The organism is Pedobacter sp. 05L430, assembly GCF_056397585.1.
In genome coordinates, this window is the sequence record NZ_JBFTNT010000051.1 from 1 (window position 1) to 25,047 (window position 25,047).

Consider the following 25,047-nt stretch of genomic DNA (forward strand, 5'->3'; position numbering starts at 1 on the left):
ACTTGATTTATTTAATTTAAAAGGAAAAACGGCTTTAGTTACAGGGTGCAAAAGAGGTATAGGTAAGGCTATGGCAGAGGCCCTTGCAGAGGCAGGAGCCGACATTATTGGCGTATCCGCCAATTTAGAGCTATCAGGAAGTGATGTAGAAAAATCTATAACCTCGCTTGGCAGGAAATTCTACGCATATCAATGCGATTTTAGCAATCGCAATTCACTTAAACTATTTATTGATCAGGTAAAAAGAGATCACCCGATAATAGATATTCTTGTAAATAATGCAGGAACAATTTTAAGAAAACCTATATCCGAACATCCTGATGAGTATTGGGATGAAGTGGTCGCCGTAAATCAATCAGCTCCTTTTATCCTTACCAGGGAAATTGGAAAAGAAATGGTTTTGCGTGGACAAGGAAAGGTAATTTTTACAGCTTCTCTGCTAACGTTTCAAGGTGGCATTACCGTGCCTGGTTATGCAGCCAGTAAAGGGGCAATTGGCCAGTTAACAAAAGCTTTTGCTAATGAATGGGCAGCTAAAGGGGTAAATGTAAATGCAATAGCACCCGGATATATTTCAACCGATAATACAACTGCACTGAGAGCTGATGAGAACCGTAGTCGCTCTATTATGGAGCGTATTCCTGCAGGGCGATGGGGTGAACCAGAAGATTTTAAAGGTCCAATAGTTTTTCTGGCTACAGAGGCCTCATCTTATATGCACGGCACCGTGATGACAGTAGATGGGGGATGGATGGGCAGATAATGGTATAAAATAATTGAGTAAATGAATTTAAAAAGATTAATACTGGTTTGTAGTTTGCTGATTGGTTATCAAATCACAAATGCTCAGGAAGTATGTCCGATTATCCCTCAGCCAGTAAAGTTTGCTAAAACCGATGGCTCTTTTGTGCTCACTCGGCATACTCCTATACTTGCAGAATCTGAACTTTTAAAATCGGTGGCTCATTATCTTCAACAAGAATTACTGAAAGAGCAGGGTCTACCTTTAAGTGTTGCCAATACATCAAAAGAACCYGGGGTAAAATTAGTACTTACATCAAAAAAGAGCTCAGACATATACACTTTGGAAATCAATTCAAAAGGAGTTGCAATAACAGCTAGTGATGCTGAAGGGGCTTTCTATGGGGTTGTGTCGTTGCTGCAGATTGCCAGACAGTCGAAAAATCTAAAAGGTTCACTTTCGTTAGAAGGATGGAAGATACAGGATAGTCCTTTATACGAATGGCGAGGTTTGATGCTTGATGAATCAAGACATTTCTTTGGTGTAGCAAAAGTTAAATCTATTCTGGATTGGATGGCTTTCTATAAATTGAATCGTTTCCATTGGCACCTTACCGATGAGCCTGCATGGCGTATTGAAATTAAAAAATATCCGGGACTCGCTCTAATTGGTGGCATTGGTGATTTTTTGAATGGAACTTTACCCTCACAGTATTATACGCAAGAACAGGTGAAGGAAGTAGTCGCTTATGCGGCCCAGAGATTTATTACTGTTATTCCAGAGATAGATATGCCAGGACATGCTTCTGCCGCGAACCGCGCATATCCAGAATTTAGTGGAGGTGGGTCTGAAGGACATCCTGAATTCACATTCAACCCTGGTAAAGAAGGTACTTATCAATATCTTTCAAATATCCTGCGCGAAACCAATGCATTATTTCCTTCAGGAATGATTCACCTTGGGGGCGATGAGGTAAGCTATGGCAATCAGCAATGGTCTACAAATGCGGATATTAAAACGCTAATGCAAAGTAAAGGACTGGCAAATGTTAAAGAAGTAGAAAAATACTTCATGAAACGTATGGCAGATTCGGTATACAGTATGAATGCGAAATTACTTGTGTGGGATGAGATGGCGGAAGTTGATCTCCCTAAAGACAAGACAATTATCTTCTGGTGGAGACATGATAAACCCGATATGTTAACTCTATCTCTTAAAAAGGGATACCAAACTGTCCTGTGTCCGAGACTGCCATTTTATTTTGATTTTGTTCAGGATAGCACCCATAATTACGGCCGCAAATGGAGCAATAAATTATACAATGCATTAGAAAGCGCTTACTCCTTTTCCCAGGATAATTACTTAGATGGTTCAGTAAGTAAAAAACAGATCTTGGGCATACAAGCTGATCTATGGACCGAGACGATTCAAAGCGATCAACGATTAGATTACCTGTTGTTTCCGCGAATAACTGCACTTGCAGAAGCTGCATGGAGTAAAAACGCAAAGGATTTCCAAGCATTTATTCAGCGTTTAAAAAAGCATATGCCGCTGTTTCAGCAAGCATCAATTTATTATTATGATCCATTTAATCCGAATTTAACAACAGTGCTATAATAATTCTGCGCAAAGCCCTCACCTTTAATCGTTACAATGGATCCAGCAACGGCAGATGTTGGTGTAAAAGAAGTAATAGCGGGTCCAAGCATTTTAAATTCTTTAGCTATTGTATATTTTTTTCCGGCAAATTCCAGATAAAGTTTTACATTCCCCGCATTAATTCCTCCTGGAACGGCTATTTTTAAATTTGTTGCGGAAGTAGCGGCGCCAGAAGAAGGTATAGTTCCAAAGTAAACATAATAACTCTGATCTTTAATAAAATTTCCTGTAATATCTATTTCCATACCAGGAGCACCGGATGCAGGCGAAAAATTAGTAAATGCATAAGAAAGGACTTTAAGCTTCTTAGGTGCGGTTACCGTATTTGGACCTGATTTAAAGGTAATTGTATAATCACCTGCTGACAAGCTTTCAGGAACGATCATAGTAAAACCACCTTGATAATCAGGAAAAACTTGCGCATCCGTGCTTCCAATAGTAGCAGTAGGCATCCCTTGATTATGTTCGAAATTGCCTGGGAAATTATTACCGGAAATTGCAACTGAAGTTCCGGGTAAAGTGACCGCTGGATTCAGGCCAGTTATTACTGGAGGAGTAACTGTAAACTCGCCTGGTAAAACAAATTTTTTATCGGCTAATCTTACTGAAACTTCTGATTTCACCTCAACGGTAGAAGGCACGGATATTTGAGGGATGCTTCCATATAAGGTATTTACCTGTATGTTTCCAAAAAATATGCTAAAAGTACTTGGGTAATTATAGTAGTCAGGAAGATTGTCACCCGTAAAAGTAACCAGTGTACCTATTGGTCCTGATTTTGGAGAAAAATCTTTAACATTGGCGTATATAGTAAAACCATTTGAAACTGAAACCTTCTGTCCGCTAATGCTTACTTCTATACTAAGCTGATTACCATGTCTTGCTTGAATCCCTTGAGGTATCTCAGCTACAATTTCTGTATCGGAAATAGATAGTACTTTGGCCTTTATGTTATTAAAGGTAACTTCAATTGCGCTATCGGATTCTATATAGAATTTTCCGGTAATCTTAACCTGATCTCCCACTTTTCCGGAATTTGGACTAACATTCCCAGCCTGTTGAGTAGGTAGGTTTATTTGTATAGTTTTCCCTAATGCAGTTCCTTTTTCATCTGTTATATAAGCCCTGACAAAAAGGGTTGATTGATAATATGGACTATTTAGGCTAAGGTTACGGACTTCCTTTGTAAATTCTCCTTGAGGTACATCTTTACCTAAAGAAACTTTTGTTCCTTTTACATCACTAACATCTGATGTTGTACTGTATATAAAACCGTAGTCAGAAGGATTAAAATTACCTTTACTAACAATGTTGCCAATAAAGGTTGCAGCGTTTGGCGCCAGTGCAGTCGCTGATAACGTTTGAATTTCCGGACCGGTAAGATTGTCTTTTTTGCAGCTTTGAAACTGAAGTAAAGAAATTAAAGTAATCGCTATTAGTAATATATTCTTTTTCATATCGAGTTCCGTATTAAAATGAATAGCCAATACGGACGCCATTTATTAGTGTAGGGCCAAATGTTGATGCAGATTTCTTTCCTGTATCGTTGAAGTTGGTAGTCGGTTGCCCTGTGCCAGTATTTTGTCCCGTAACTGTGGTTCGAATATTTTTATATTCCGTTTTTGATAAGTTAAAATTGAACTCATAACCAAAAAAGAAATCTTTGGCAATATAAAAATCAAAGCCTGTAATTAGATTGATGCCATATCGAGTGTATGCATTTTCTTGAAGTTGAGTGTAATAGCTCTGATTGTTTGGTAAATAGATTGTCTCGAGCCAGCCATTTTTAATGGATGTAGAAACGCCATTGTCCTTAATTTCCTGATTTGCAGATTTACTGCTTACCGAAATATCTGCAGCGATGTAGGGGGATAAGCGCCTGGTGCCTTTGAAATGTTTTTCAACACCGAAATTAAGTCCAATTAAAGTGCTTTTTCTTTCATTTTTAACAAAAATACCCTGTGGCCCGTAGGGATTATTTACGTTTGCGGTTGAATCCTTTTGACTTGCGTGAAAACCTAGTCTTAAAGCAATGTCGGGGCTAATAAAATATCTTACCTTAATCTGATTAAGAGAGTTGTTTAAGCTTAAGTTTCCTTTAAAGGGATTGAAATTAAGTTCTGTAACTATTGCACCTGTAGTTGGCTTTAGAGATTGGGTAGTTTTATCAACAGTTGTGTAAGATAGATCAGTTATAACTGTGTCAGTTTTAACTTTTGGCGTTTGGGCATAGCATGCCGTTGTAGCAATTGCAAGCGCAATTGAAAAGAGCGTTTTCTTCATGTCGTTAATTTTTACGCAAAAGTATAAAACAATTTGCTCAATATTATTTTCTGGCGCTATTTAATTTAATTGTAAACTTTTAGTGCCTAAGCCCAATATTTCTAAAACTGTTGCACAGTATCAATAATAATCGTATTTTTGCCCGGCAAATAGTAACTCATAAATTATTTGCTATGCAACTCGATCCCAATAAATTTATCGCCGAAGGTCTAACATACGATGACGTATTATTAGTACCAGCTTACTCTGAAGTTCTGCCACGTGACGTGGATACAGGGAGTTTCCTTACAAAAAAAATACGTATTAATGTTCCTGTAGTTTCTGCTGCAATGGATACTGTAACTGAATCTGGATTGGCTATTGCCATTGCCCAGGCAGGTGGTATCGGTATGCTTCACAAAAACATGAGCATCGAGCGTCAGGCAGAGGAGGTAAGAAAAGTAAAACGCTCAGAAAGCGGAATGATCCAGGATCCTGTTACTTTAAGTAAAGATGCCAAGGTTGCCGATGCTTTTCAGATCATGAAAGAGTTTAAAATAGGTGGAATTCCTGTTATAGATTCAGATGGTAAATTGGTTGGTATAATTACCAATAGAGATTTGCGCTTCCAAAAAGATATGCAACGTAAAGTTTCTGAAGTGATGACTAGCGAAAACCTGATCACTGCTGCAGAGGGTACAACTCTTTTACAGGCAGAGGAAATTTTACAGGATTATAAAATTGAAAAACTTCCTGTAATTGATAAAGAAGGTAAACTAGCAGGATTAATCACTTTTAAGGACATTCAAAAATATAAAAACTATCCTAAAGCTTGTAAAGACGAACGCGGCAGATTACGTGTAGGTGCTGCAGTAGGTGTAGCTGCTGATAACATTGATCGTGTTGCTGCACTGGTACAAGCAGGAGTTGATGTAGTTACAGTTGATACTGCTCACGGTCACTCTAAAGGTGTTATCGATATGGTTAAGGCCATTAAAGCTAAGTTCCCCGACTTACAGGTTATTGCAGGTAATATTGCTACAGCGGAAGCTGCAAGAGCTTTGGCAGCTGCCGGAGCTGATGCAGTAAAAGTGGGTATTGGTCCAGGTTCTATCTGTACTACCAGAATCATTGCTGGTGTTGGTGTACCACAGTTATATGCAGTTTTTGAATGTGCTCAGGCATTAATTGGCACAGGAATTCCTGTAATTGCTGATGGTGGTATCAAACAAACAGGAGATATTGTTAAAGCTATAGCAGCCGGAGCTAGCTCTATTATGGCAGGATCTTTATTCGCCGGAGTAGAGGAGTCGCCAGGTGAAACCATCATTTACGAAGGACGTAAGTTTAAATCTTACCGTGGTATGGGCTCTGTTGAAGCAATGCAACAAGGATCAAAAGACCGTTACTTCCAGGATGAGGAAGATGTAGTTACCAAATTGGTGCCGGAAGGTATTGTTGGTCGCGTACCTTATAAAGGAACATTGGCCGAGGTGATTTATCAATATGTAGGAGGCTTAAGAGCAGGTATGCACTATTGTGGTGCTGCAACTATTGAAGATTTACAGAAAGCTAAATTTGTACGCATTACAGCTGCCGGAATGAGAGAGAGTCATCCTCATGATATTTCAATCACTAAAGAAGCTCCAAATTATTCACGTTAATAATTTGGATTAAATAATTCAAAAAAGGGCCTGAATCAGTGGTGATTCAGGCCCTTTTTTGCGTTAAAACAGACTACTTTACCAGAGTCTAAGTTGAGTATGATATGTGGTAGGAGTTATAGAAACTCATCTGGGCCCAATTCCCAGGTCCAGGGTTTTTTAAAGCTCGAAAAAGTACGCAGCGTTTTAAATGTTAAATTCTGTTCAATAATCTCGTTTCCTGAATCCTTATTATTGATTTTACCAATAGTAATAATGCGTTTCTTGTTTACAAAATCATACTTTTTACTATTCATATCACCAGATCCGCTATGATAAGAGTAATTGCTTGCCTTGGTAAGCTGCCAATCTTTATCCTGATATTTAAAGCTGTAATTAAGTTTCCATCTCCAATTTGCGCCTCCTTCAAAAGCGAGGTTGAGTACATTATCTGCGATAACCAAAGGACGGAGGGGATCACCCATTGAGCCACCTTCTTCTGATCTTAAAATAAAATTGTTGTTTTGGGTAACTAATTTGTAATTTCTGCCCGATTTAAAATAGACTGCCAGCATCCTGGGTCTTTGGATTTCGGTGATAAGTTCTGTTGTATTATCTCCATACGCCCTGTTTTCTTTAACAGCAGCGTAAAACTCATAAATCAAGGCCAGATCTTCAACTTTATCATTATTCAAATCTCCGTACACAGAATCTATAACCTTCCATTGAGCTGGTATAAGTGATTTTATGGTTTTTCCTTGAGGGTTAAGCACCGGATACTTGAAAGATTGAGCATACGTAGTAGCATAGCCGCAAAATAATAAAAGCGTAATTAGTCCTATTCTCATATTTATATACAACGATTAAATATGATGATTTATTCTAAATATCGGTTTAATAAAAAGCACAAAAGCCGGAATCCTCCGGCTTTTGTGTGTATTAGCTATATATGTATCGTGATTTATTGAACCACTTTACCGTCTTTGTCGATCTTAAGAGATCCTGTTTCTTCTCCTTTTTTAACATTGATCAAGTAATACTCAGATTTGTCTGCGTTAACAACAAGGAATGCTGCAGTTGGAGTCCATTCTTTTGCTGGTTCAGCTTGTAAAGTTTTTTGAACCGGCTCAGGTAGGTCTTTTAATTCAACTGGAGTTTTTGTAGTACTATCTTGTCTTACAGCAACTTCTACTGAGTTTTTAATGTCGCTTGCTTTTACTGTTGTTAATCCGGCTACTGCTAAAAATGCTGCTGATAAAATGATCTTTCTCATAATACTTATTTTAAATTTCAATTAATATTCTTGTTAATTATGTTTAGACTATGCTACATAATAGTGCCTAAGTATATGTTTTTTGGCACCAGTCTGATTTTCAGTGGTTTATTTTATTGGCGGTTTCGGAAAGCTGTGGAGTTCCTCTACAGATTGTTGAATATTTCTATCTTTGTATAAAAAAAGACCATGTCAATTACATCAGACGAAGAACTTTCAGGAATGCAACAGATCAGTAATGCGATAGCAGAAACCCTTAAACAAATGAGGGAACATGCTGCTCCAGGTATGACAGCTAAAGAATTGGATGATTTTGGAGGAGCAATTTTAAGCGCCTTAGGCGCAAAATCGGCACCTAAGCTGACTTATGACTTCCCTGGATGGACGTGCATAAGCGTGAATAATGAGATTGCTCATGGTATTCCTACAGAAAATAAAGTTTTTAAAGAAGGCGATATCATTAATATTGATGTATCTGCCGAGTTAAATGGCTTTTGGGCTGACAATGGCGGTTCTTTTATTTTAGGGGAAGATATAAATGAGCTTCAGCCGCTTGTAGATGCATCAAAACAAATATTGCGTAAAGCCATAGATCAGATAAAAGGAGGAGTAAAGATTGCAGATATCGGTAGATTGATTGAAACAGAGGCCCGTAAATTTGGATATAAGGTGATAAAAAACCTTGCCGGACATGGAGTAGGTAGAAGTTTACACGAAGAACCGCATGAGATCTTGAACTGTTATGATAGATTTAATACTACACGCTTCAGAAAGAATTCTATTGTAGCTATTGAAACATTTATTGCCACCGCTTCAACTTATGCTGATCAGGAAAAGGATGGATGGACATTGGTTGGTAATAAAGGTGGCTATGTCGCGCAACATGAACATACTATAATGGTTACAGATGGTAAGCCGGTTATCCTTACTGCCGTAAATAATATTTGGGAATAACAAGGATACAGCGCAAACTAAAATGGTTGCGCTGTATGTTAGCCATTAGCTGGTAGTTCCAGCATCAATTGTAATTATTGAGCCTGTGGTGTAGCCACTGTCGGGGTTTGCTAAATAAGCTACCACATCTGCTATATGCTCTGGTTTGCCATATTTTTTTATTGCCATTAAGCTTCGCTGAAAGTCTGCATGTTCTGAGGTCTCAGGGTTCATATCTGTATTTATAGGACCCGGTTGTATCAGATTAACAGTAATTTCTCTCGGGCCCAAATCACGCGACAGGCCTTTTGTAAGTCCACTTAGGGCAGATTTGCTCATTGCATATAATGTGCCCTGGGCAGCAGGTACTTTATCAGCCATATTACTTCCTATGGTTATGATCCTACCCGAGTTTTCCATCTTTTTCGCAGCAATTAGACAGGCCTCCACTACAGCTTTTACGTTTACTGCCATAGTGATGTCATAATCAGCGAGGGTATGTTCTTCAAATGGTTTCCCAATGTAAACACCTGCGCTGTTAACTAAAATATCTAATTTCCCAAAAGTTGTAATTGCCTCTTGTATTGCGGCTGTTATTTCTCCTTCAATAGCGTTATCTGCTTTAACTGCCAAAACTTTTGAACCTATTTCTGTTAGCTCATTAACTAATGCGTCTGCTTTTTCTTTCCCATTTACATATGTGAAAGCGACAGTTGCACCTTCTTTTGCAAGTCTTTTTACAATTGCAGCTCCTATACCACGACTTCCACCTGTTACTACTGCTACTTTGTTTTTCAAATGTTCCATATCTGTTTTCTGTAATAAATATTAGTTTAAATACTTATTGCAAAGGTATATTTGTACTTTTACAATTGTATGTACTGATAAAATTGTATAGTACTAACATAAATGTAAGTAATGAGAAAAGAGAGCTCTACAAACCTTGAAAACGAGGTGCAGATAAATGCTAGTTGTGGTATGGCCTATACTTTAGACTTAATTGGCGGTCGTTGGAAGCCCACTATATTGTGGCGTCTGTTAAATTGTGGAAGTTTAAGGTATAGTAAACTTCGTAAATCAATGCCTAATATTTCCGAGAGGATATTGATTTTACAGCTTAGAGAACTGGAAAATGATGGTTTGGTAAGTAGAATGATCTACCCTGAGGTTCCGCCCAGGGTAGAATATAAGCTTACAGAGTTAGGATTGCGGCTTGAGCCGGTTCTCCGGTTATTGTCCGACTGGGGGGATGCTAACCGCCCTACAGGGGATTAGAACTTACACCTTCGAAAGTGATTTTGATAGGTTTGATCAGTCCGTTTTCATCGAATTCCATTTTATCTATGCAGGTAACCCTATGATTACCATTGGTTTCTCCTAATGGACGACGGTGGTATATAATGTAATAATCACCAGTTTTTGGATTCTTGATTACAGAATGATGACCTGCGCCGGTAGCGATAGATGGATCTTGCTTTAAGATCTTATCTATACGTTTAAATGGACCCAAAGGTGAATCTGATATGGCGTAAGCTACTGAATAATCCGGACCGGTCCATCCACCTTCAGACCACATGAAATAATACTTTCCATCTTTGATAAACATAAAAGCTCCCTCAACATATCCCTTAGGCGTTACCTCTTTATAAGTTGTTCCATCAGGGAACGGCACAATGCTTTTAAAATCATCACTTAATTTTACAACGTTGCAATGAGACCAGCCACCATAAAATAGATAGTATTGTCCGTCTTTATCTTTAAAAACATATTGATCAATTGGTTGTGCACCATTATGAAATTTATCGATCAGTGGTTTTCCTATAAGATCTTTAAATGGGCCGTTCGGTTTATCTGAAACGGCAACACCTATACCACCAATTTCATTATCATTTTGAATGTCATTAGCACCAAAAAAGAGATAATATTTATTTCCTTTTTTAGTAATTGACGGTGCCCATACAGCTTTTTTAGCCCATTTAACATTGCTTGTATCAAGAATGTGCGGATGTTTTTTCCAGGTAACAAGATCTTTGGAACTATAGGCGTCCATAAATGTCTGTTCTTCATATTTGGCAGAAAAGGTTGGGTAAACCCAATATTCTTTGCCGAATATAGCTCCCTCAGGATCGGCATACCAACCTGGAAATATTGGATTTCCAGAAGTCTCTTTTGATTTTTTTTGTGCGGATAGGGAAAGTGCTATGAACGAAAGGCAGAGCAAAAGTTGATACTTCTTCATTTTTAATGTGTTTGGATCGTATAATGTGTTTAAACTTAATTAAAGCCTAAGGTATCGTTTTATATCTTTTTTCACTAATACTCTATTAAATCCATAGATTTTATTTGTTTTTAACAAAAATGCAATTACATTTGCGTTGAATTGATAAGAAACAAAACCAAACAATGAAAAGAATTTTACACTTAAAAAAAGAAATTGCGCTCTGCAGTCTAAATCGATTGAGATTTTCTTCTCACTGTTGTTGCTGTTCCATGCAATAGCATTTCAAGCTATAAAGAAATAATAAAGACAGGATTAGAATCCTGCCTTTATCAAAGCATTCAGTACGCAACGCCAATCACTTACTGAAATGCCAACTCGTTTCAACCAATAGAATTTTATTAATTAAAACTTTTTAAAGTTATGCAAAATTTTAAAAAGGGTAAGCATTTGTATAGTGCTTATTCCTTGTTAAAAAAGACACTGCTATTGAAGAGCAGTATCGTGGTAATGATCTTATTACCGCTCATTTCCTTCTCCCAAACTCAACCTCTTATTAATTCTACTCTTAAAGGTCAAATTATTGACGCTGTAACAAAGCTTGGAATCCCTGGGGTAAGTATCCACATTACCGGTACTACACATGTTGTCCAGACAGACAAAAATGGAAAGTTCGATTTTGTTACCGGTCAGAAATTCCCTTATACTTTAGAAATTACTTATGTAGGCTACGAAAAAAAACAGGTTGTGGCCAATGGAAGCCCAATCCTGGTAGAATTAAAAGAGAGTGCAAGTCAGCTAAATGACGTTGTAGTAGTTGGGTATGGTGCCCAAACGCGTAAAAGTGTTGTAGGCGCTATTGTTAAGGTAAATGCTGCCGAAACGAAGCAGATTCCTGTAGCCAGTTTTGATGCCCAGTTACAAGGTAGGGCGGCAGGTGTCCAGGTGGGAACTTACTCAGGTTCTCCGGGAGAAGGTGTAAAAGTACAGGTGCGAGGTACCGCTTCTATTAACGCGAGTAACGAGCCATTATATGTTATTGATGGTGTATTTGTGAATAACAACTCTTTGTCGACTCTTGATCTGGGTGGGAAAAAAACATCGCCCCTGGCGGATATCAATCCCGCGGATATTGAAAGCATTGAAGTACTGAAAGATGCGAGTGCTATTGCAATTTATGGTTCTCGTGGAGCCAATGGAGTTATTTTAGTAACCACTAAAAGAGGAGAGTACCTTTTAGGTAAAACAAAATACAATTTAGAGATATCACATGGCTGGCAAAAGGCAGATCCTGATCGATTATGGGAACTCACTACCGGTCCGGAGCACGCCATGTTGGTTAATGAACAGTGGATAAATTCAGGTAAAGACAAGCCTAGCCTAAATCAAACCTACGAGAATCGTCCATTCAGACCAGTAACAGATGTTATTAATGGTGTTCCAGGAAGGGGTAACCCAGAAGATCAGCAAACTTATGATCGATTAAGCAGGGTTTTCAGGACTGCGCAGGTTAAGAATTATGACCTCAGTATTCAAGGTGGAAGTGAGAAGATCCGTTATAATATAGGTGCAGGCTATACCGATCAGKAAGGGATATTAAAGCCAGCTGATTTTCAGCGTGGAAGTTTTAAGCTAAATCTTGATAGCAAGCTGAATGATAAAGTAACCCTTAGTTCAAGTAATGGTGTTTACAGAACATTCAGACAGCAAGTTAGAGGTGGCGCCGGTCAGCAGGCCGGACATTTACTTGCCGCATTGCATCACCCGACTTATTTACCTTTATACAATGCAGATGGAACGCCAGCCAGAGGTTCTATTTATGAAAATATTGATAACCTTGTAAATACTGATATTACCAATATCTCAACCACAAGCATTCGGTATATAGGTAATCAGTTTATAGAAGTTAATATTTTACCCGGTCTTAAGTTTAAATCTTCAATTGGTTTAGATTACGATAACTATAATGAACGTGAGTTCTTTAACGATCAAACAATTATTGGTGGCAGCCCCAATCCATTGGGTTATAGAAAAGAGGTGTTTACTACCAGCACAATTATTCAGAATGAACAAACATTATCCTATGTAAAGGCACTTAATTCGAGACAAAATATTACTGTTTTAATTGGAAATAGTATTCAGAGTACCGATGTTAAAGTAGCTCAGGAAGTAGGGCAGGGTTTCCCAAATAATTTCTTTCAGCAAATCTCTGCTGCTTCTGTAAGAACAGCAGATCAGAGAAGGTCGAAGTCTACACTTGCTTCATTTTTTGGTAGGCTGAACTACAGTCTCGATAACAAATATTTTCTTGAAGGCGTAATCAGAGCTGATGGTTCATCTAAATTTGGTGCCAATAATCGCTGGGGATTCTTTCCAGGTATAGGCGCTTCATGGAGGATCAAACAGGAAGCCTTTCTACAAAATTCAGAAACTATATCTGAATTCAAGCTTAGGCTAAGTGCCGGTTCTGCCGGGAATCAAAATGGTATTAATGACTATGCCGCATTGGGTTTATGGTCTGGCTCGGCGGCGTATCCTGATAACCTGACAAGCGGACCTAAACCTGGCGTAGCACCTGCTCAATTAAAAAATCCTGACTTGAAATGGGAAAAAACCACTACCTACAACGCAGGAATTGATTTGGGTTTATTTAAGGATAGGTTGTTTCTGAATTTTGATGCTTACTACAAATACACCACAGATGCTTTGCTTTATTTGCCTGTGCCACAGTCAACAGGGTATTCAAGCACATTAGCTAATGCCGGTGAAGTAAGTAATAAGGGAATTGAGCTGGCAATAACCGGAACAATTATTAAATCTAAGGACTTTGAATGGTCAGCAAATTTTAACATTTCAAGAAATGTAAACCGCGCGGAGAAACTGGTTAGCCCCATCACCTTTGAAGCCAGAGAGTATAGAAGAACACAGGAAGGGGCTGCACTAGGAAGTTTCTGGTTATACAAACAGCTATATGTTGACCCTACAACCGGAGATGCTATATTTCAACATGCCGATGGAACCACAGGAACTACTGTGACCACGGCAGATCGTCAGCTGATGGGTAATCTCATTCCTGATTTCTTTGGAGGTTTTTCTAATAATATCAGCTATAAAGGATTTGATTTTAACGTATTGTTTACTTACCAATATGGCAATAAAGTATTCAATTTTAACAAATACATTTTGGAAGGTGGGGGCACAAGAGATGCCTCCAGATCGATTTTAAAGAGCCAACTGAACAGGTGGCAAAAAGAAGGAGATATAACCAATACTCCTCGAGTTACCAGTGTGGGTAATAATTACAACATCGAACAGAACAGCAGATATCTGGAGGATGGATCTTTTATCAGACTTAAAGCTGCCTCTTTAGGTTATACTTTGCCTGCATCAGTAACTTCTAAAGTAAGGTTGGGCAAAGTAAGGCTGTATGTTTTGGGAACTAATCTTTGGCTTAAAACAAAATATTCAGGTGCTGATCCGGAAAGTTCGGGTAGTGCAGGTCAGAATCTCGACGGTTTGGATACAGCCACACCACCACAACCAAGAGGAATTCAGTTTGGAGCCAACATTTCATTTTAATACTAGAATCATGAATACTAAAAATAAAACACTCCTATTTTTATTGCTGATCAGTTCATCACTGTTCTCCTGCAAAAAATATTTAGAAGTTTCACCATACGATACCATACCCGATGAAACTACGATCTACGATAGATCATCAGCAGAAGCTGCAGTAAGAGGCGCTTACCGCGGATTGGCAAGTCTTAATTATGGAAGTGCTTTCCAGAATACAATACTTCAATCGGGTGGAGACATTAAATCACTAAACAATGCCCAAACGGATTTGAATGTAATCAATTATGATCTGCGGTCAGATATTGCATTCTTATCTACCTACTGGGGGAACTTCTACAACACCATTAACCGCACCAATCATATTATTGAAAAGGTGCCTCTGGTAACAGATAATAAGCTTGGTAATGATCTTAAAAATCAGCTGTTAGGTGAGGCTTATGCCATTAGGGCCTTATCTTATTTTGATCTTGCCCGGGTGTTTGGCAATGTGCAGATATTTTTAACACCAACTAATGTGGTGGCTGATAAACTAGGCGTTAAGCAAAGTACACAGGCGGAAGTGTTTGCTCAGGTACTCGAAGATTTAAACAAGGCAGAACCCTTGCTGCCTACTACTATTGTGAGGAACAGGATAACCAGGTCTACAGCAATTGCATTGAGAGCCAGACTTTATCTATATCAGAAAAAATATACTGAGGCCGAAGCCGATATCAATACTGTTTTGGCAAATCCCGGGTATAAATTGATTAAACCTTTTAATCTTGCTGCGGGAACATCAGAGTCTGTATTAGAACTTTCTTACAGTGTAAATGATGTTAATGCGGGTTACGCTCAATGGAATACCAGTAACAGGGCACTTGAACCAAAAGCAGTAATTCACAATCTTTTGAATGATMCTGCTATTGGTGGTGATCGTAAAATCCTTTCTGTGAAAAATGCTGCAGGACAATTTATTGGTGGTATTTATCCCACTAACACTTCTGCTGGATACATTATCAGAACGGCAGAATTATTTCTTAACAGGGCCGAAGCACGTGTACTTAAAACGGTACCTGATTTAAGCGGTGCAATTGCAGATATAAATGCGGTAAGGGTTAGGTCGAGCGTGCCTGAAATAAGCGCAAGTCTGAATAAGGATGAAGTATTGTTAGCTATAGAAAATGAGAGGCGTGTAGAGTTTGCCCTGGAACCTTTCAGGTGGTTTGATTTGGTCAGAACRGGTAGAGCCCCTGCAGTCCTGAACCTGAACGATCCTAATAAATACATTTTTCCAATACCGGCAGGAGAGATCATTGCCGATCCATCACTTGTTCAGAACCCGGGTTACGGCAGAAATTAAAATTTTAACATCATTAAAATATATTTGTTATGAGCAAAATAACAACCAACACAAACAATGAATCACGGGAGTGGAAACCCTGGGAAAAGAATTTGTTCCGGTTCTTCTTTATCTTTCTCGTGATACAGATTATTCCTATAGACTGGAAGTTCTACAAAGAGCTATTCTCTATCAATTGGCTTCACCTCCATTTTCACGATCTGTTTAAGTTAACTAAGTACCAACCTCAGTTTTTTTCTGACAATCAAATTGCTGAATGGGGTATTGGAGGTTTTGCAAACTGGGTAGTATTTATCGGTATTGCAGCCGTAGGTGCTGTCATTTGGGGTAAAGCAGATGCCCAAAGAAAGGAATATACCAAGTTATATTACTGGTTAAGGGTATTGGTGAGATATCGCCTTGCGTTTGTACTGGTTACTTATGGCTTTATTAAATTTTTTCCGTTGCAGATGCCATATCCTTCGTTAAGTAATCTGCTGACTAATTATGGAGATTATTTTGCCTGGAAAATATATTTCCAAACGGTAGGCATAGCACCTAAGTACGAATCTTTTTTAGGTTTTGTTGAAATACTTGCTGCCTTCTTGCTTTTTAACAGGAAGACAGTCACGTTTGGTGTAGGACTAATATTCGGTTTTTTAGGGAATGTAGCGGTAGCAAATGGATTTTATGATATAGGTGAGCAAGCGCTAAGTACTTTTATTGTGCTCTTAGCAACTTTCTTATTTGTATACGATATCCCCAGATTATATGATCTGCTCATTAAAGAAACACCGGCTTATGCCAATAAATTTATTCCAAAATTTACGGATAGTCGTTTAAGAAATGCGCGGAAAGGATTAAAAATAGCATTTCTGGCCTTTGTTGTACTCTTTGCATATAAGGCTTATGATAATTACACAAATGATCCTTATAAAATACCTCATACACCAGGTTTAAGTAAAGCATTTGGGTATTATAATGTAAAGGAGTTTGTATTAAATAAAGATACTATACCATACTCCAAAACTGATCCGAACAGATGGCAGGATGTGGTTTTCGAAAAATGGTCGACACTAACGATTAAAGTGAATCGCCCCGTTAAAATAGACTTGTCGAGCGGCGAAGAAGTTCATGAAAAAGATATTGATAGAAACTATGAACTGGCAGGATATGCCGGTCGCCACTATTTCTACTATGATGCCGATACTGTAAACCATACGCTTTCATTACAGAATAAGAATAAAAATCAACGGAATGAAAAGCTTCAGCTCAAGTATGAGCGGCCAAATGATTCCACAATAGTACTGTCGGGTATTAACGAAAACAGAGATTCGATACATGTGGTTCTTGCCAAAATAAATAAGAAGTATATGATGTTCGAGGGTCGCCGTAAACCTGTAAAAATCTAGTTGTCACTTAAAAGAAATTAAAATGTCCACATTAGAGATAAACCTGGATGCTCCTGCAGAAACAGCAGCAGCAGACAAACAAGAGCAGGAAGTAGTTAAAGAATCGCCTAAAACCGGCAAATGGAAGAACTATCAGAAAATAGCATTTCGGATAGGCTTTTTGTATATGCTTTTTTTGTGTATTCCCACTTATCCAAAGTTTTATGAAGAGCTTTTCGCTTTAAAGTTTTCGAAGATCACTTATCATGATTTTCAAGCCATAGTAGCGTTCTGGCCCCCACAGATTGTAACCATAGAATCAGAAGAAGGGGTGTTTGGGTTATTAAATTATATTAATTTGATTCTGCTATTTGCAGGATCTATTGTTGGAGGATTGATCTGGACAGCTTTTGATAAGAAATCCACAGAATATAGTAAGCTTTATTATTGGATCCGGGTACTTGCTCGTTATCGCCTGGCATATGGGATGATTGGATGGGGATTAAAGAAAGCTTTTCCGATGCAAATGGTTTTCCCTACAGTTGGGATGCTAAATACGCCATTTATCGATATGGCGGAGAAGAAGTTATATTGGTCGCACGTTGGTGTTTCTTTCTGGTATACTGTATTTCTTGGATTCGCCGAAATCCTTCCCGGACTGTTGTTGTTAAATAGAAAAACTTCTCCTTTGGGAGCGGCACTAGCGGCTGTGGTAACATTTAACATCTGTATTGCCAACCATGCTTATGATGCTGGTGTAGCAGTTCCTGCGGCTTATTTTGCCATTATTGGTATATTTATAGTGTGGTACGATTTACCTAAAATCTGGAATCTGCTGGTAAATGAAAAAGACATCTTACCTTACCGTTATCAGCCGGTTATCTCCGAAAAATGGCAGCGCAATCTCGCCGCAGGTGTAAAATGGACTTTTAATTTCTTGTTTGTTCCGGTTGCGGCTGGTTTGTGGGCATATGGTTTTTTTAACGGAAACAATTATAACATCCCGAGTACTCCCGGATTAGCGGGAGCAAAAGGCTATTATAACGTAACAGAATACAGGTTAAATAACAAGGTAGTTCCTTATACCCCTCAAGACTCCATACGCTGGCAAGATGCAACATTTGAAGGTTGGTCGTCATTAAGCTATAAAACCAATCGTGGGGCCATTGCCGACCGCATGATTGGTTATTCTCCGCTCCGTGTAAAGAATGATAAAAAGAATAATAGACTTAATCAGGTAAATACTCAAGATTCTGATCAGTTAGACAAGCTAAAGAAAAACCGTGACCTGGGGGTAACCAGATGGGAGGTTGGTGGTATGGCCGGTGAACGCAGGTACTTTTTCTATAAAGCAGATACAGTAAACCATATCCTTTATTTGCAGAACAAAAACAAGAATCACAAAGAAGAAACGCAAGTGTTGCACTACAGCAGGCCCACGGCAAATAGAATTATTCTTAACGGAATTAATGAATTTAGAGATTCTATTTATGTAGTCTTAGACAGATCTGATAAAAAGTATCCTTTGGTTGAAGGCCGATATAGTTCAGTAAAGGAATATTAAACCTTAAATTCAATGAGTAATAAAATAATTATAGCCGGAGGAACGGGTTTTTTAGGATCTGCAATAATAAAAGCCTTTCCTGATTATGAAATTGTGGTGCTGACCAGAACGATAAGGAAGAATGAACAGGATATCAGATATGTACTTTGGGATGCCAAAAACATAGGCAATTGGACTAAGGAACTGGAAGGCAGCAAGGCTATAATTAATCTGGTAGGGAGATCTGTAAACTGCCGTTACACAGATGCTAATAAACAGGAAATCATTGACTCGAGAGTGGATGCAACACTAATTATTGGAAAGGCAATAGGAGAATTGAACAAACCGCCTGAAGTATGGGTTAATGCGGGATCTGCAGCTATTTTTGGGAATTCTGGTGATGAAGTGAAAGTTGAAGATTCACTTACAGGAAGTGGTTTTTCTCCGGAAGTTTGTAAGGCCTGGGAGAAAGCTTTCGCTAGATATGATACTCCGAAAACGCGAAAAGTGTTTTTAAGAATAGGGATGGTTTTGCAACAAAATGGTGGCATTTTAAAACCATTCCTGAATATGGCTAAGTTTGGACTAGGCGGCAAAATAGGCACAGGTAACCAATACATGACCTGGATACATGAGCAGGATTTTACGGATCTGATTAGATATACAATCTTAGATGCTGATTTTAAAGGAATTGTTCATGCAGCCAGCCCTTTTCCGGTAACTAATAAAGAATTTATGAAAACGATCAGACAGTCTGTTAACATTCCCTTTGGGTTACCAAACCCTGCTATATTTATTAAAATAGGTGCTGTTTTTATTGGTACAGAGGCAGAACTTGTCCTTTCAGGAAGAAGAGTGGTATCGTCAGTTTTGGAAAAGAATGGATTTAAATTCAAATATCCCTACCTTCACGATGCAGTAACAAGGTTGTTAAACGAAAATAAATTATCATTAAGTAAGAAATAAATTATAGTGGGAAAACCAGATTTTGATGCAGTAGTGGTTGGTTCAGGGCCAAATGGTTTAGCAGCTGCCATAGCATTACAACAGGAAGGCCTGTCGGTACTGATTATTGAGGGAAAGAATGAGATTGGTGGCGGATTAAGGTCTGCCGAATTTACCTTACCTGGCTTTGTGCATGATGTTTGTTCTGCTATTCATCCGCTTGCAATTGGCTCGCCATTTTTTAATACACTTCCGCTTCAGGATTATGGATTGTTTTATACATTTCCAGATCTTGCTGCTGCTCATCCATTTGATGACGGTACGGCGGCTGTCCTGGGAAGTTCTATAGAAGAAACTGCAAGATTGCTTGGCGACGATGAACAAGCCTATCTTAAATTATTAAAGCCGCTTGTTAAAGACTGGCCAGATATAGCAGTCGATGTTCTTGGTCCTTTGCATTTTCCTAAACACCCCATTGCTATGGCTAAATTTGGATTAAATGCACTTACATCGGCAACTTTCTTAGCTAAAAGATTTAAAACTAAAGCCGCAAGAGGATTATGGGCCGGAATGGCAGCACACTCTATTCAACCACTGTCTAACTTAACAACATCGGCAATAGGGTTAGTATTAATGGCTGCGGCACATCTAAAAGGATGGCCTATTCCCGTGGGCGGATCAAAAGAAATTGCAAATGCATTGTCATCTTATTTTATTGCGTTAGGAGGTAAAATTGAAACGGGACGTTATATAAAATCTTTAGATGAATTGCCTTCTTCCCGAACGGTATTATTTGATGTAACACCAAAGCAATTGTTGCAAATAGCTGGTCATAAGTTTTCTTCCATTTATAAATGGCAATTGGAAAGATATCGCTACGGAATGGGCGTTTTTAAAGTTGATTGGGCATTGGATGAAGCCATTCCCTTTACTGCAAAAGAAGCACGTCACGCTGGAACGGTACATATTGGCAATACGCTGGAAGAAATTACCTTATCTGAAAAGCTTAGCTGGCAGGGTAAACATGCCGACAAACCTTTTGTATTACTTGCGCAGCAAAGTTTATTTGATACATCGAGGGCTCCGGAAGGAAAGCATACGGCATGGGCTTATTGTCATGTGCCAAATGGATCGGTAACAGATATGACTGAAACTATTGAAAAACAAATAGAGCGCTTTGCTCCCGGTTTCAGAGATAGGATATTGGCAAAGCACACCATGAATACCGCACAGGTGGAGGCTTACAATCCAAATTATATAGGAGGAGATATTAACGGTGGTGTAATTGACCTTGGACAGATTTTTACAAGACCAGCTTTACGCAGTTCACCTTATCGAACTTCTGCAAAGGGTCTATATCTGTGTTCCTCATCAACTCCTCCGGGAGGGGGAGTACATGGAATGTGTGGTTATCACGCCGCAAAACGCGCCTTAAAAGACGTTTTCTCTATCACAATTTAAAACAAAACAAACACAATACACAAATCAAACTAAATTCAAATGTCAGAAACTAAAAAACTAAACATTCATGAAGATTGGGTAGTAGTTATCCTTGGAGCATTAACAATCATTTTAACGCTTTCAGGACTGCTATTGCCCGTTCCAGTATTTAACTGGTCCAGCATAGCTGATCTCACCTCATCAGTACTTACAGCATCCAACCTTGGGTATATTGGATTGCAATTTATATTGGTAATCATCATAGCTGCATTGGGTTCTTTTTTAACAGGGAAATCTGTTAAAAGCGCAGTGCTAACCTTTCCATCTGTTTACGTTTTAACCATGATAGCGCTTGTGCTTGCAGGCAATAGCCAGGTTAAAGCATTGAATTTGGAAGCAGTAATTTTTAGTCTGGCTATTGGTTTGGCAATCAGTAACTTTTTTAAGTTACCAGAATGGTTTAAATCAGCTTTATCTACCGAGCTGTTTGTTAAAATAGGGTTGGTGTTGTTAGGTACAAGTGTAATCTTTTCTGATGTATTAAAGGCGGGCTCTCTGGGCCTAATCCAAGCCTTGGTTGTAGTGCTTTCTGTATGGTACTTTGCATTTTGGCTGTGTAAAAAAATGAAGATAGATGATGAGTTAACCATGATGATTTCCAGTGCAGTTTCTATTTGTGGTGTATCAGCAGCAATAGCTACATCAGGGGCCATTAAAGGCGATTCAAAAAAACTATCCTATGTGATATCCATGGTACTTATTACGGCAATACCTATGATGATCTTTATGCCTTATATTGCGGCCTACTTTCATTTTCCGCAAGCAGTTACAGGCGCATGGTTAGGCGGTAGTATAGATACAACTGGGGCAGTAGTCGCGTCAGGTTCTTTGGTAGGAGAGGAAGCGTTAAAAATCAGTACCATTGTTAAATTTTCTCAAAATGTATTGTTAGGTATTGCAGCATTTGCGATTTCAGTATACTGGACATACACACAACATCCTGCCGGAAAAGATAAAGAAAGTAAACCAACGCTTAAAGTGATTTGGGAGCGTTTCCCTAAATTTGTAATCGGCTTTATTGCGGCCTCATTATTATTTTCTTTCTTCATTACTCCAGAAGTAAATGCCGAAGTTAAAGGTAGCTTAAAGAACTTACAGGGACTTTGGTTTGTACTTGCCTTTACCAGTATCGGATTAGAAACCAATTTTGCGGACCTGTTTGGTAAGAACAGTAAGAAACCTTTCTATGCCTTTTTAATTGCACAAGGCTTCAATATTATCATCACTTTAATCATAGCATTTATACTTTTTAGGTAGTAGAAAAAGATATTGTATTGAGGGTGCATCATAATTTTATGATACACCCTCAGTAATAACTAAATGTTTTGATCCTGCATATTCAGACGGGGTCATTCCAAACTGTTTAACAAAACATCTTCCAAATTGCGCTTGCGAGCTAAACCCCGTCATAGAAGCAATTTTTAATATTTTGTAGTTTCCTTCAACTAACAATTCTGCTGCTTTTTTAAGCCTTGTTATATTAATCAGTTCATGTGGCGAAAGATTAGAGATCGCCTTTATCTTTCTGTATAATGTTGGTCTGCTCATGTTCATTGCATCTGCCAGCAGATCTACATCTAGTGATTTATTATCAATGTTTTTATTTATAATTTCATTTAGCTTTTCAAGAAATGCTTCATCGGCTTTATTGTATGCCATGCTTTTAATGTGCACCAAAGGAGAGCTGGCAAAGTAATTCTTAATCTTATCACGACTGGCAAGCAGATTTGAAATCTGGGTAAGCAAATGATCCGGAGAAAATGGTTTTTCCAGGTAAGCATCAGCACCAACTTCCAGACCTTCAATTTTAGACTGCAACGTGTTTTTTGCTGTTAACAGGATAATCGGAATATGCGTGTATTCCAGATTGTCTTTAACGGCCTTACACAATTCATAACCATCCATTACAGGCATCATAATGTCGCTGATAATTAAATGAATACTTTTTTGTTTTAAAACATCCAAAGCTTCCTCTCCGTTACCGGTCTGGATTACCTGAAAATCTTTAATCAATTTATCTGTTATAAATTCCCTGATCTCAATGTTGTCTTCAACCAGTAAAATAACAGGAGATTCTATGTTTTTATTTTCTTGTGTAACCTCCCTAACTACTGGTAATTCATCTGGCAGGTCGTCATTTATTTTAAATTCTCTTTCATGATGCTTAGGTAAAACAAGAGAGAATACATTCCAAATGCCATCATTAGTCCTAAGTTGCAATGTTCCCTCATGTAGTTCTGCCAATGAACGGGCTAAGGGTAAACCTATTCCTGTACCTCTTTGATTTTTATTGCTTTCCATTCTATAAAATGGCTCAAAGATTTTTTTATGCATGTTAAACGGAATAAGATCCCCATCGCTTTTTACTTCGATATCAAAATTATTCGGATCTGAATTTAAAGTAATAGCAATCTGTTCAGAGGCATATTTAACCGCATTGTCAATCAAATTACTGAGTATCTTATTTAAAGCTTCGGGGTCTGCATATGCATAAAGTGGTTTCTCTGGTGAATTAACAGTTAACCTAAGCTCCTTTTGTTCCATCGCTGATTTATACCTTAAGCAATTTTCTTCCAGTAACTTGCTCACGTTAATGTTTACAAAGTTGAGGTTAAACCCTTTAATTTCAGTTTTTCTAAAGTCCAGCAACTGATCTGTTAACTCAATTAACCGATTGGTATTCTTCTTCATGATCACCAGGTTATCCGTAATAGCAGGTATCTCTTCGGTCTTTTTCATTACCTCCTCTAGTGGTCCTTTAATTAAAGTTAGCGGAGTACGAATCTCATGGGTAACATAAGTGAAAAACTCAATCTTAGCATGATACAGTTCTTTCTCTTTTTTCGATTCCCACAATTCAATTTTGCGCTTATTTTTGTTGCTGATGCGTTGATGATAATAACGGATAGCATAGTATATAGCCACTGCAATTACTAAGGCATAAAATAAAAAGGCAAGCGGACTGGCCCATATAGGTGGTTTTATAATGATCTTTAGCTCAGTGATTTTGTTGCTCCACATACCACTGCTGTTTGCTGCCTTTAACTTGAATACGTATGTGCCAGGAAATAAGTTTGTGAAATATACCTTCCTGTTGGTTTTTAAATAAGTCCAGCTTTTATCCAATCCTTCCATTTTAAAGGTATATTCAGTCATTTCCGGCGCTGTATACCCCAAAGCGGCAAAGTCTATACTAAAAGTCGATTGGTCATGGGCCAGCTCAATCTCGTCTGTAAAGTTAATGGAGCGGCTTAAAGGAGAATTCTTCTTATTAATTTCTATCTCTTTATTATAAACCTGAAAACCGGTGATGTAAACCGGTGAGACAAATTTATTCTGTCTGAACTGATCGGGAAAGTAACTAATCAACCCTTTTACGCTGCCAAAATACATCCTTCCATTAGCATCTTTAAATGCGGAGCTATAATTGAATTGATCACTAAGAAGCCCATTCGCCTTAGTGTATGATTTAATTCGATTGGTAGCAGGGTTAAAGCATACCAGGCCTCTCGAGGTACTTATCCATAGATTACCATTCCTGTCTTCGAGAATTTTATAGAATACGTTACTCAGAAAGCCGCTTTTGCTGTTATACCTCCTAAAGTTTCGTTCCTTCTCATTAAACTGATTTAAACCATTTTCTGTGGCCACCCACAAACCTCCGTTTGCATCTTCAAACGTGCTGTTTATGGCATTGGAACTTAAACTTTTTCTATTATTTTCTTCGTATTTGTAATAACCGGATGTTCTATTGGTCGGATTATAAAAATAAAGTCCATCTCGTAAAGAACTTGCCCAAATAGTACCATGGCTATCTTCAATCAGATTTGAATAATGCAGGTTCCCGGGCACTTCGTTTAGCAAGGTGAAGTCGTTGCCCGCTCTATTGTAGCGGTACAAGCCAAATGATGTACCCACCAGAATTTCGCCCGACCGGGTTTTAAGCAGACTTTCAATAAAATTGCTTTTCAATTCATTTGGGGCTTGTCCGGCACGATAATGTCTGATCACTTTCGACGTTTTTATATCCATTACATCCAGTCC

At 38.4% G+C, this 25,047-nt stretch carries 19 protein-coding genes; 12 read left to right on the forward strand and 7 right to left on the reverse strand.

The features are described 5' to 3' along the window. The coding region (locus AC1DG9_RS10420) for an SDR family oxidoreductase (protein WP_477634595.1) at positions 1 to 763 on the forward strand (763 nt) is incomplete at its 5' end. Positions 764 to 784: 21 nt separating this feature from the next. Next, on the forward strand, positions 785 to 2,359 hold the full coding sequence (locus AC1DG9_RS10425) for a beta-N-acetylhexosaminidase (RefSeq protein ID WP_477634596.1): 1,575 nt from the start codon (positions 785 to 787) through the stop codon (positions 2,357 to 2,359). Here AC1DG9_RS10425 and AC1DG9_RS10430 read toward each other — a convergent pair. Both AC1DG9_RS10430 and AC1DG9_RS10435 read right to left on the reverse strand, forming a co-directional pair. Then, positions 2,320 to 3,858, reverse strand: a complete 1,539-nt coding sequence (locus AC1DG9_RS10430) for an IPT/TIG domain-containing protein (RefSeq protein WP_477634597.1) — start codon at positions 3,856 to 3,858, stop codon at positions 2,320 to 2,322. The genes AC1DG9_RS10425 and AC1DG9_RS10430 overlap by 40 nt on opposite strands. A gap of 13 nt (positions 3,859 to 3,871) precedes the next feature. Further along, positions 3,872 to 4,684 carry a hypothetical protein gene (locus AC1DG9_RS10435; RefSeq protein ID WP_172663787.1) on the reverse strand — a complete coding sequence of 271 codons (813 nt, stop codon included), beginning with the start codon at positions 4,682 to 4,684 and terminating at the stop codon, positions 3,872 to 3,874. Between the two features lie 173 nt (positions 4,685 to 4,857). Here AC1DG9_RS10435 and guaB point away from each other — a divergent pair, with 173 nt between their 5' ends. After that, the gene (gene guaB / locus AC1DG9_RS10440; RefSeq protein ID WP_068887433.1) at positions 4,858 to 6,327 is read left to right on the forward strand and encodes an IMP dehydrogenase; all 1,470 of its coding nucleotides are present in this window, start codon (positions 4,858 to 4,860) and stop codon (positions 6,325 to 6,327) included. A 116-nt stretch (positions 6,328 to 6,443) separates the two neighbouring features. On the opposite strand, the gene AC1DG9_RS10445 is transcribed toward guaB, so the two are convergent. Continuing rightward, positions 6,444 to 7,154 carry a hypothetical protein gene (locus AC1DG9_RS10445; RefSeq protein ID WP_288882367.1) on the reverse strand — a complete coding sequence of 237 codons (711 nt, stop codon included), beginning with the start codon at positions 7,152 to 7,154 and terminating at the stop codon, positions 6,444 to 6,446. A gap of 113 nt (positions 7,155 to 7,267) precedes the next feature. After that, positions 7,268 to 7,579, reverse strand: a complete 312-nt coding sequence (locus AC1DG9_RS10450) for a hypothetical protein (protein ID WP_337715151.1) — start codon at positions 7,577 to 7,579, stop codon at positions 7,268 to 7,270. A 189-nt stretch (positions 7,580 to 7,768) separates the two neighbouring features. On the opposite strand from AC1DG9_RS10450, the gene map reads away from it, so the two are divergent. Then, the gene (gene map / locus AC1DG9_RS10455; protein WP_337715149.1) at positions 7,769 to 8,533 is read left to right on the forward strand and encodes a type I methionyl aminopeptidase; all 765 of its coding nucleotides are present in this window, start codon (positions 7,769 to 7,771) and stop codon (positions 8,531 to 8,533) included. A gap of 45 nt (positions 8,534 to 8,578) precedes the next feature. Here map and AC1DG9_RS10460 read toward each other — a convergent pair whose 3' ends face one another. Continuing rightward, a complete protein-coding gene (locus AC1DG9_RS10460; RefSeq protein ID WP_337715147.1) occupies positions 8,579 to 9,319 on the reverse strand; it encodes an SDR family NAD(P)-dependent oxidoreductase in 741 nt (246 codons plus the stop codon). A 111-nt stretch (positions 9,320 to 9,430) separates the two neighbouring features. On the opposite strand from AC1DG9_RS10460, the gene AC1DG9_RS10465 reads away from it, so the two are divergent. After that, positions 9,431 to 9,787: a winged helix-turn-helix transcriptional regulator gene (locus AC1DG9_RS10465; protein WP_288882372.1), complete on the forward strand. Its 357-nt coding sequence runs from the start codon at positions 9,431 to 9,433 to the stop codon at positions 9,785 to 9,787. Here AC1DG9_RS10465 and AC1DG9_RS10470 read toward each other — a convergent pair. Further along, positions 9,774 to 10,751, reverse strand: coding sequence for a glycoside hydrolase family 43 protein (locus tag AC1DG9_RS10470; protein ID WP_172663782.1), 978 nt, complete (start codon positions 10,749 to 10,751; stop codon positions 9,774 to 9,776). The genes AC1DG9_RS10465 and AC1DG9_RS10470 overlap by 14 nt on opposite strands. 402 nt (positions 10,752 to 11,153) lie before the next feature. Between AC1DG9_RS10470 and AC1DG9_RS10475 the strand changes: the two genes are divergently transcribed. From AC1DG9_RS10475 to AC1DG9_RS10505, 7 genes are read left to right on the forward strand one after another with little or no spacing between them, the layout of a single operon-like run. After that, complete coding sequence (locus AC1DG9_RS10475) at positions 11,154 to 14,309, forward strand: SusC/RagA family TonB-linked outer membrane protein (RefSeq protein ID WP_477634598.1); 3,156 nt, start codon at positions 11,154 to 11,156, stop codon at positions 14,307 to 14,309. 10 nt (positions 14,310 to 14,319) lie between these two features. Then, positions 14,320 to 15,645, forward strand: coding sequence for a RagB/SusD family nutrient uptake outer membrane protein (locus AC1DG9_RS10480; RefSeq protein WP_477634599.1), 1,326 nt, complete (start codon positions 14,320 to 14,322; stop codon positions 15,643 to 15,645). A gap of 29 nt (positions 15,646 to 15,674) precedes the next feature. Then, complete coding sequence (locus tag AC1DG9_RS10485) at positions 15,675 to 17,036, forward strand: DoxX family protein (RefSeq protein ID WP_337715140.1); 1,362 nt, start codon at positions 15,675 to 15,677, stop codon at positions 17,034 to 17,036. A 22-nt stretch (positions 17,037 to 17,058) separates the two neighbouring features. Next, positions 17,059 to 18,579, forward strand: coding sequence for a DoxX family protein (locus tag AC1DG9_RS10490; protein ID WP_337715138.1), 1,521 nt, complete (start codon positions 17,059 to 17,061; stop codon positions 18,577 to 18,579). A gap of 12 nt (positions 18,580 to 18,591) precedes the next feature. Continuing rightward, positions 18,592 to 19,524, forward strand: coding sequence for a TIGR01777 family oxidoreductase (locus AC1DG9_RS10495; RefSeq protein WP_337715136.1), 933 nt, complete (start codon positions 18,592 to 18,594; stop codon positions 19,522 to 19,524). 6 nt (positions 19,525 to 19,530) lie between these two features. Beyond that, on the forward strand, positions 19,531 to 20,964 hold the full coding sequence (locus AC1DG9_RS10500) for a phytoene desaturase family protein (protein WP_337715134.1): 1,434 nt from the start codon (positions 19,531 to 19,533) through the stop codon (positions 20,962 to 20,964). A gap of 39 nt (positions 20,965 to 21,003) precedes the next feature. Then, the gene (locus tag AC1DG9_RS10505; RefSeq protein WP_048904555.1) at positions 21,004 to 22,260 is read left to right on the forward strand and encodes a YeiH family protein; all 1,257 of its coding nucleotides are present in this window, start codon (positions 21,004 to 21,006) and stop codon (positions 22,258 to 22,260) included. 36 nt (positions 22,261 to 22,296) lie between these two features. Here AC1DG9_RS10505 and AC1DG9_RS10510 read toward each other — a convergent pair. After that, positions 22,297 to 25,047, reverse strand: a 2,751-nt coding sequence (locus tag AC1DG9_RS10510) for a hybrid sensor histidine kinase/response regulator (protein WP_477634600.1), incomplete at its 5' end; no start/stop codon positions are given.

What these genes read in the sequence shown, in the direction of transcription:
- AC1DG9_RS10430 (WP_477634597.1), bottom strand. Translation starts at nt 3,858, where the DNA reads ATGAAAAAGAATATATTACTAATAGCGATTACTTTAATTTCTTTACTT.
- AC1DG9_RS10435 (WP_172663787.1), bottom strand. Translation starts at nt 4,684, where the DNA reads ATGAAGAAAACGCTCTTTTCAATTGCGCTTGCAATTGCTACAACGGCA.
- guaB (WP_068887433.1), top strand. Translation starts at nt 4,858, where the DNA reads ATGCAACTCGATCCCAATAAATTTATCGCCGAAGGTCTAACATACGAT.
- AC1DG9_RS10445 (WP_288882367.1), bottom strand. Translation starts at nt 7,154, where the DNA reads ATGAGAATAGGACTAATTACGCTTTTATTATTTTGCGGCTATGCTACT.
- AC1DG9_RS10450 (WP_337715151.1), bottom strand. Translation starts at nt 7,579, where the DNA reads ATGAGAAAGATCATTTTATCAGCAGCATTTTTAGCAGTAGCCGGATTA.
- map (WP_337715149.1), top strand. Translation starts at nt 7,769, where the DNA reads ATGTCAATTACATCAGACGAAGAACTTTCAGGAATGCAACAGATCAGT.
- AC1DG9_RS10460 (WP_337715147.1), bottom strand. Translation starts at nt 9,319, where the DNA reads ATGGAACATTTGAAAAACAAAGTAGCAGTAGTAACAGGTGGAAGTCGT.
- AC1DG9_RS10465 (WP_288882372.1), top strand. Translation starts at nt 9,431, where the DNA reads ATGAGAAAAGAGAGCTCTACAAACCTTGAAAACGAGGTGCAGATAAAT.
- AC1DG9_RS10470 (WP_172663782.1), bottom strand. Translation starts at nt 10,751, where the DNA reads ATGAAGAAGTATCAACTTTTGCTCTGCCTTTCGTTCATAGCACTTTCC.
- AC1DG9_RS10485 (WP_337715140.1), top strand. Translation starts at nt 15,675, where the DNA reads ATGAGCAAAATAACAACCAACACAAACAATGAATCACGGGAGTGGAAA.
- AC1DG9_RS10490 (WP_337715138.1), top strand. Translation starts at nt 17,059, where the DNA reads ATGTCCACATTAGAGATAAACCTGGATGCTCCTGCAGAAACAGCAGCA.
- AC1DG9_RS10495 (WP_337715136.1), top strand. Translation starts at nt 18,592, where the DNA reads ATGAGTAATAAAATAATTATAGCCGGAGGAACGGGTTTTTTAGGATCT.
- AC1DG9_RS10505 (WP_048904555.1), top strand. Translation starts at nt 21,004, where the DNA reads ATGTCAGAAACTAAAAAACTAAACATTCATGAAGATTGGGTAGTAGTT.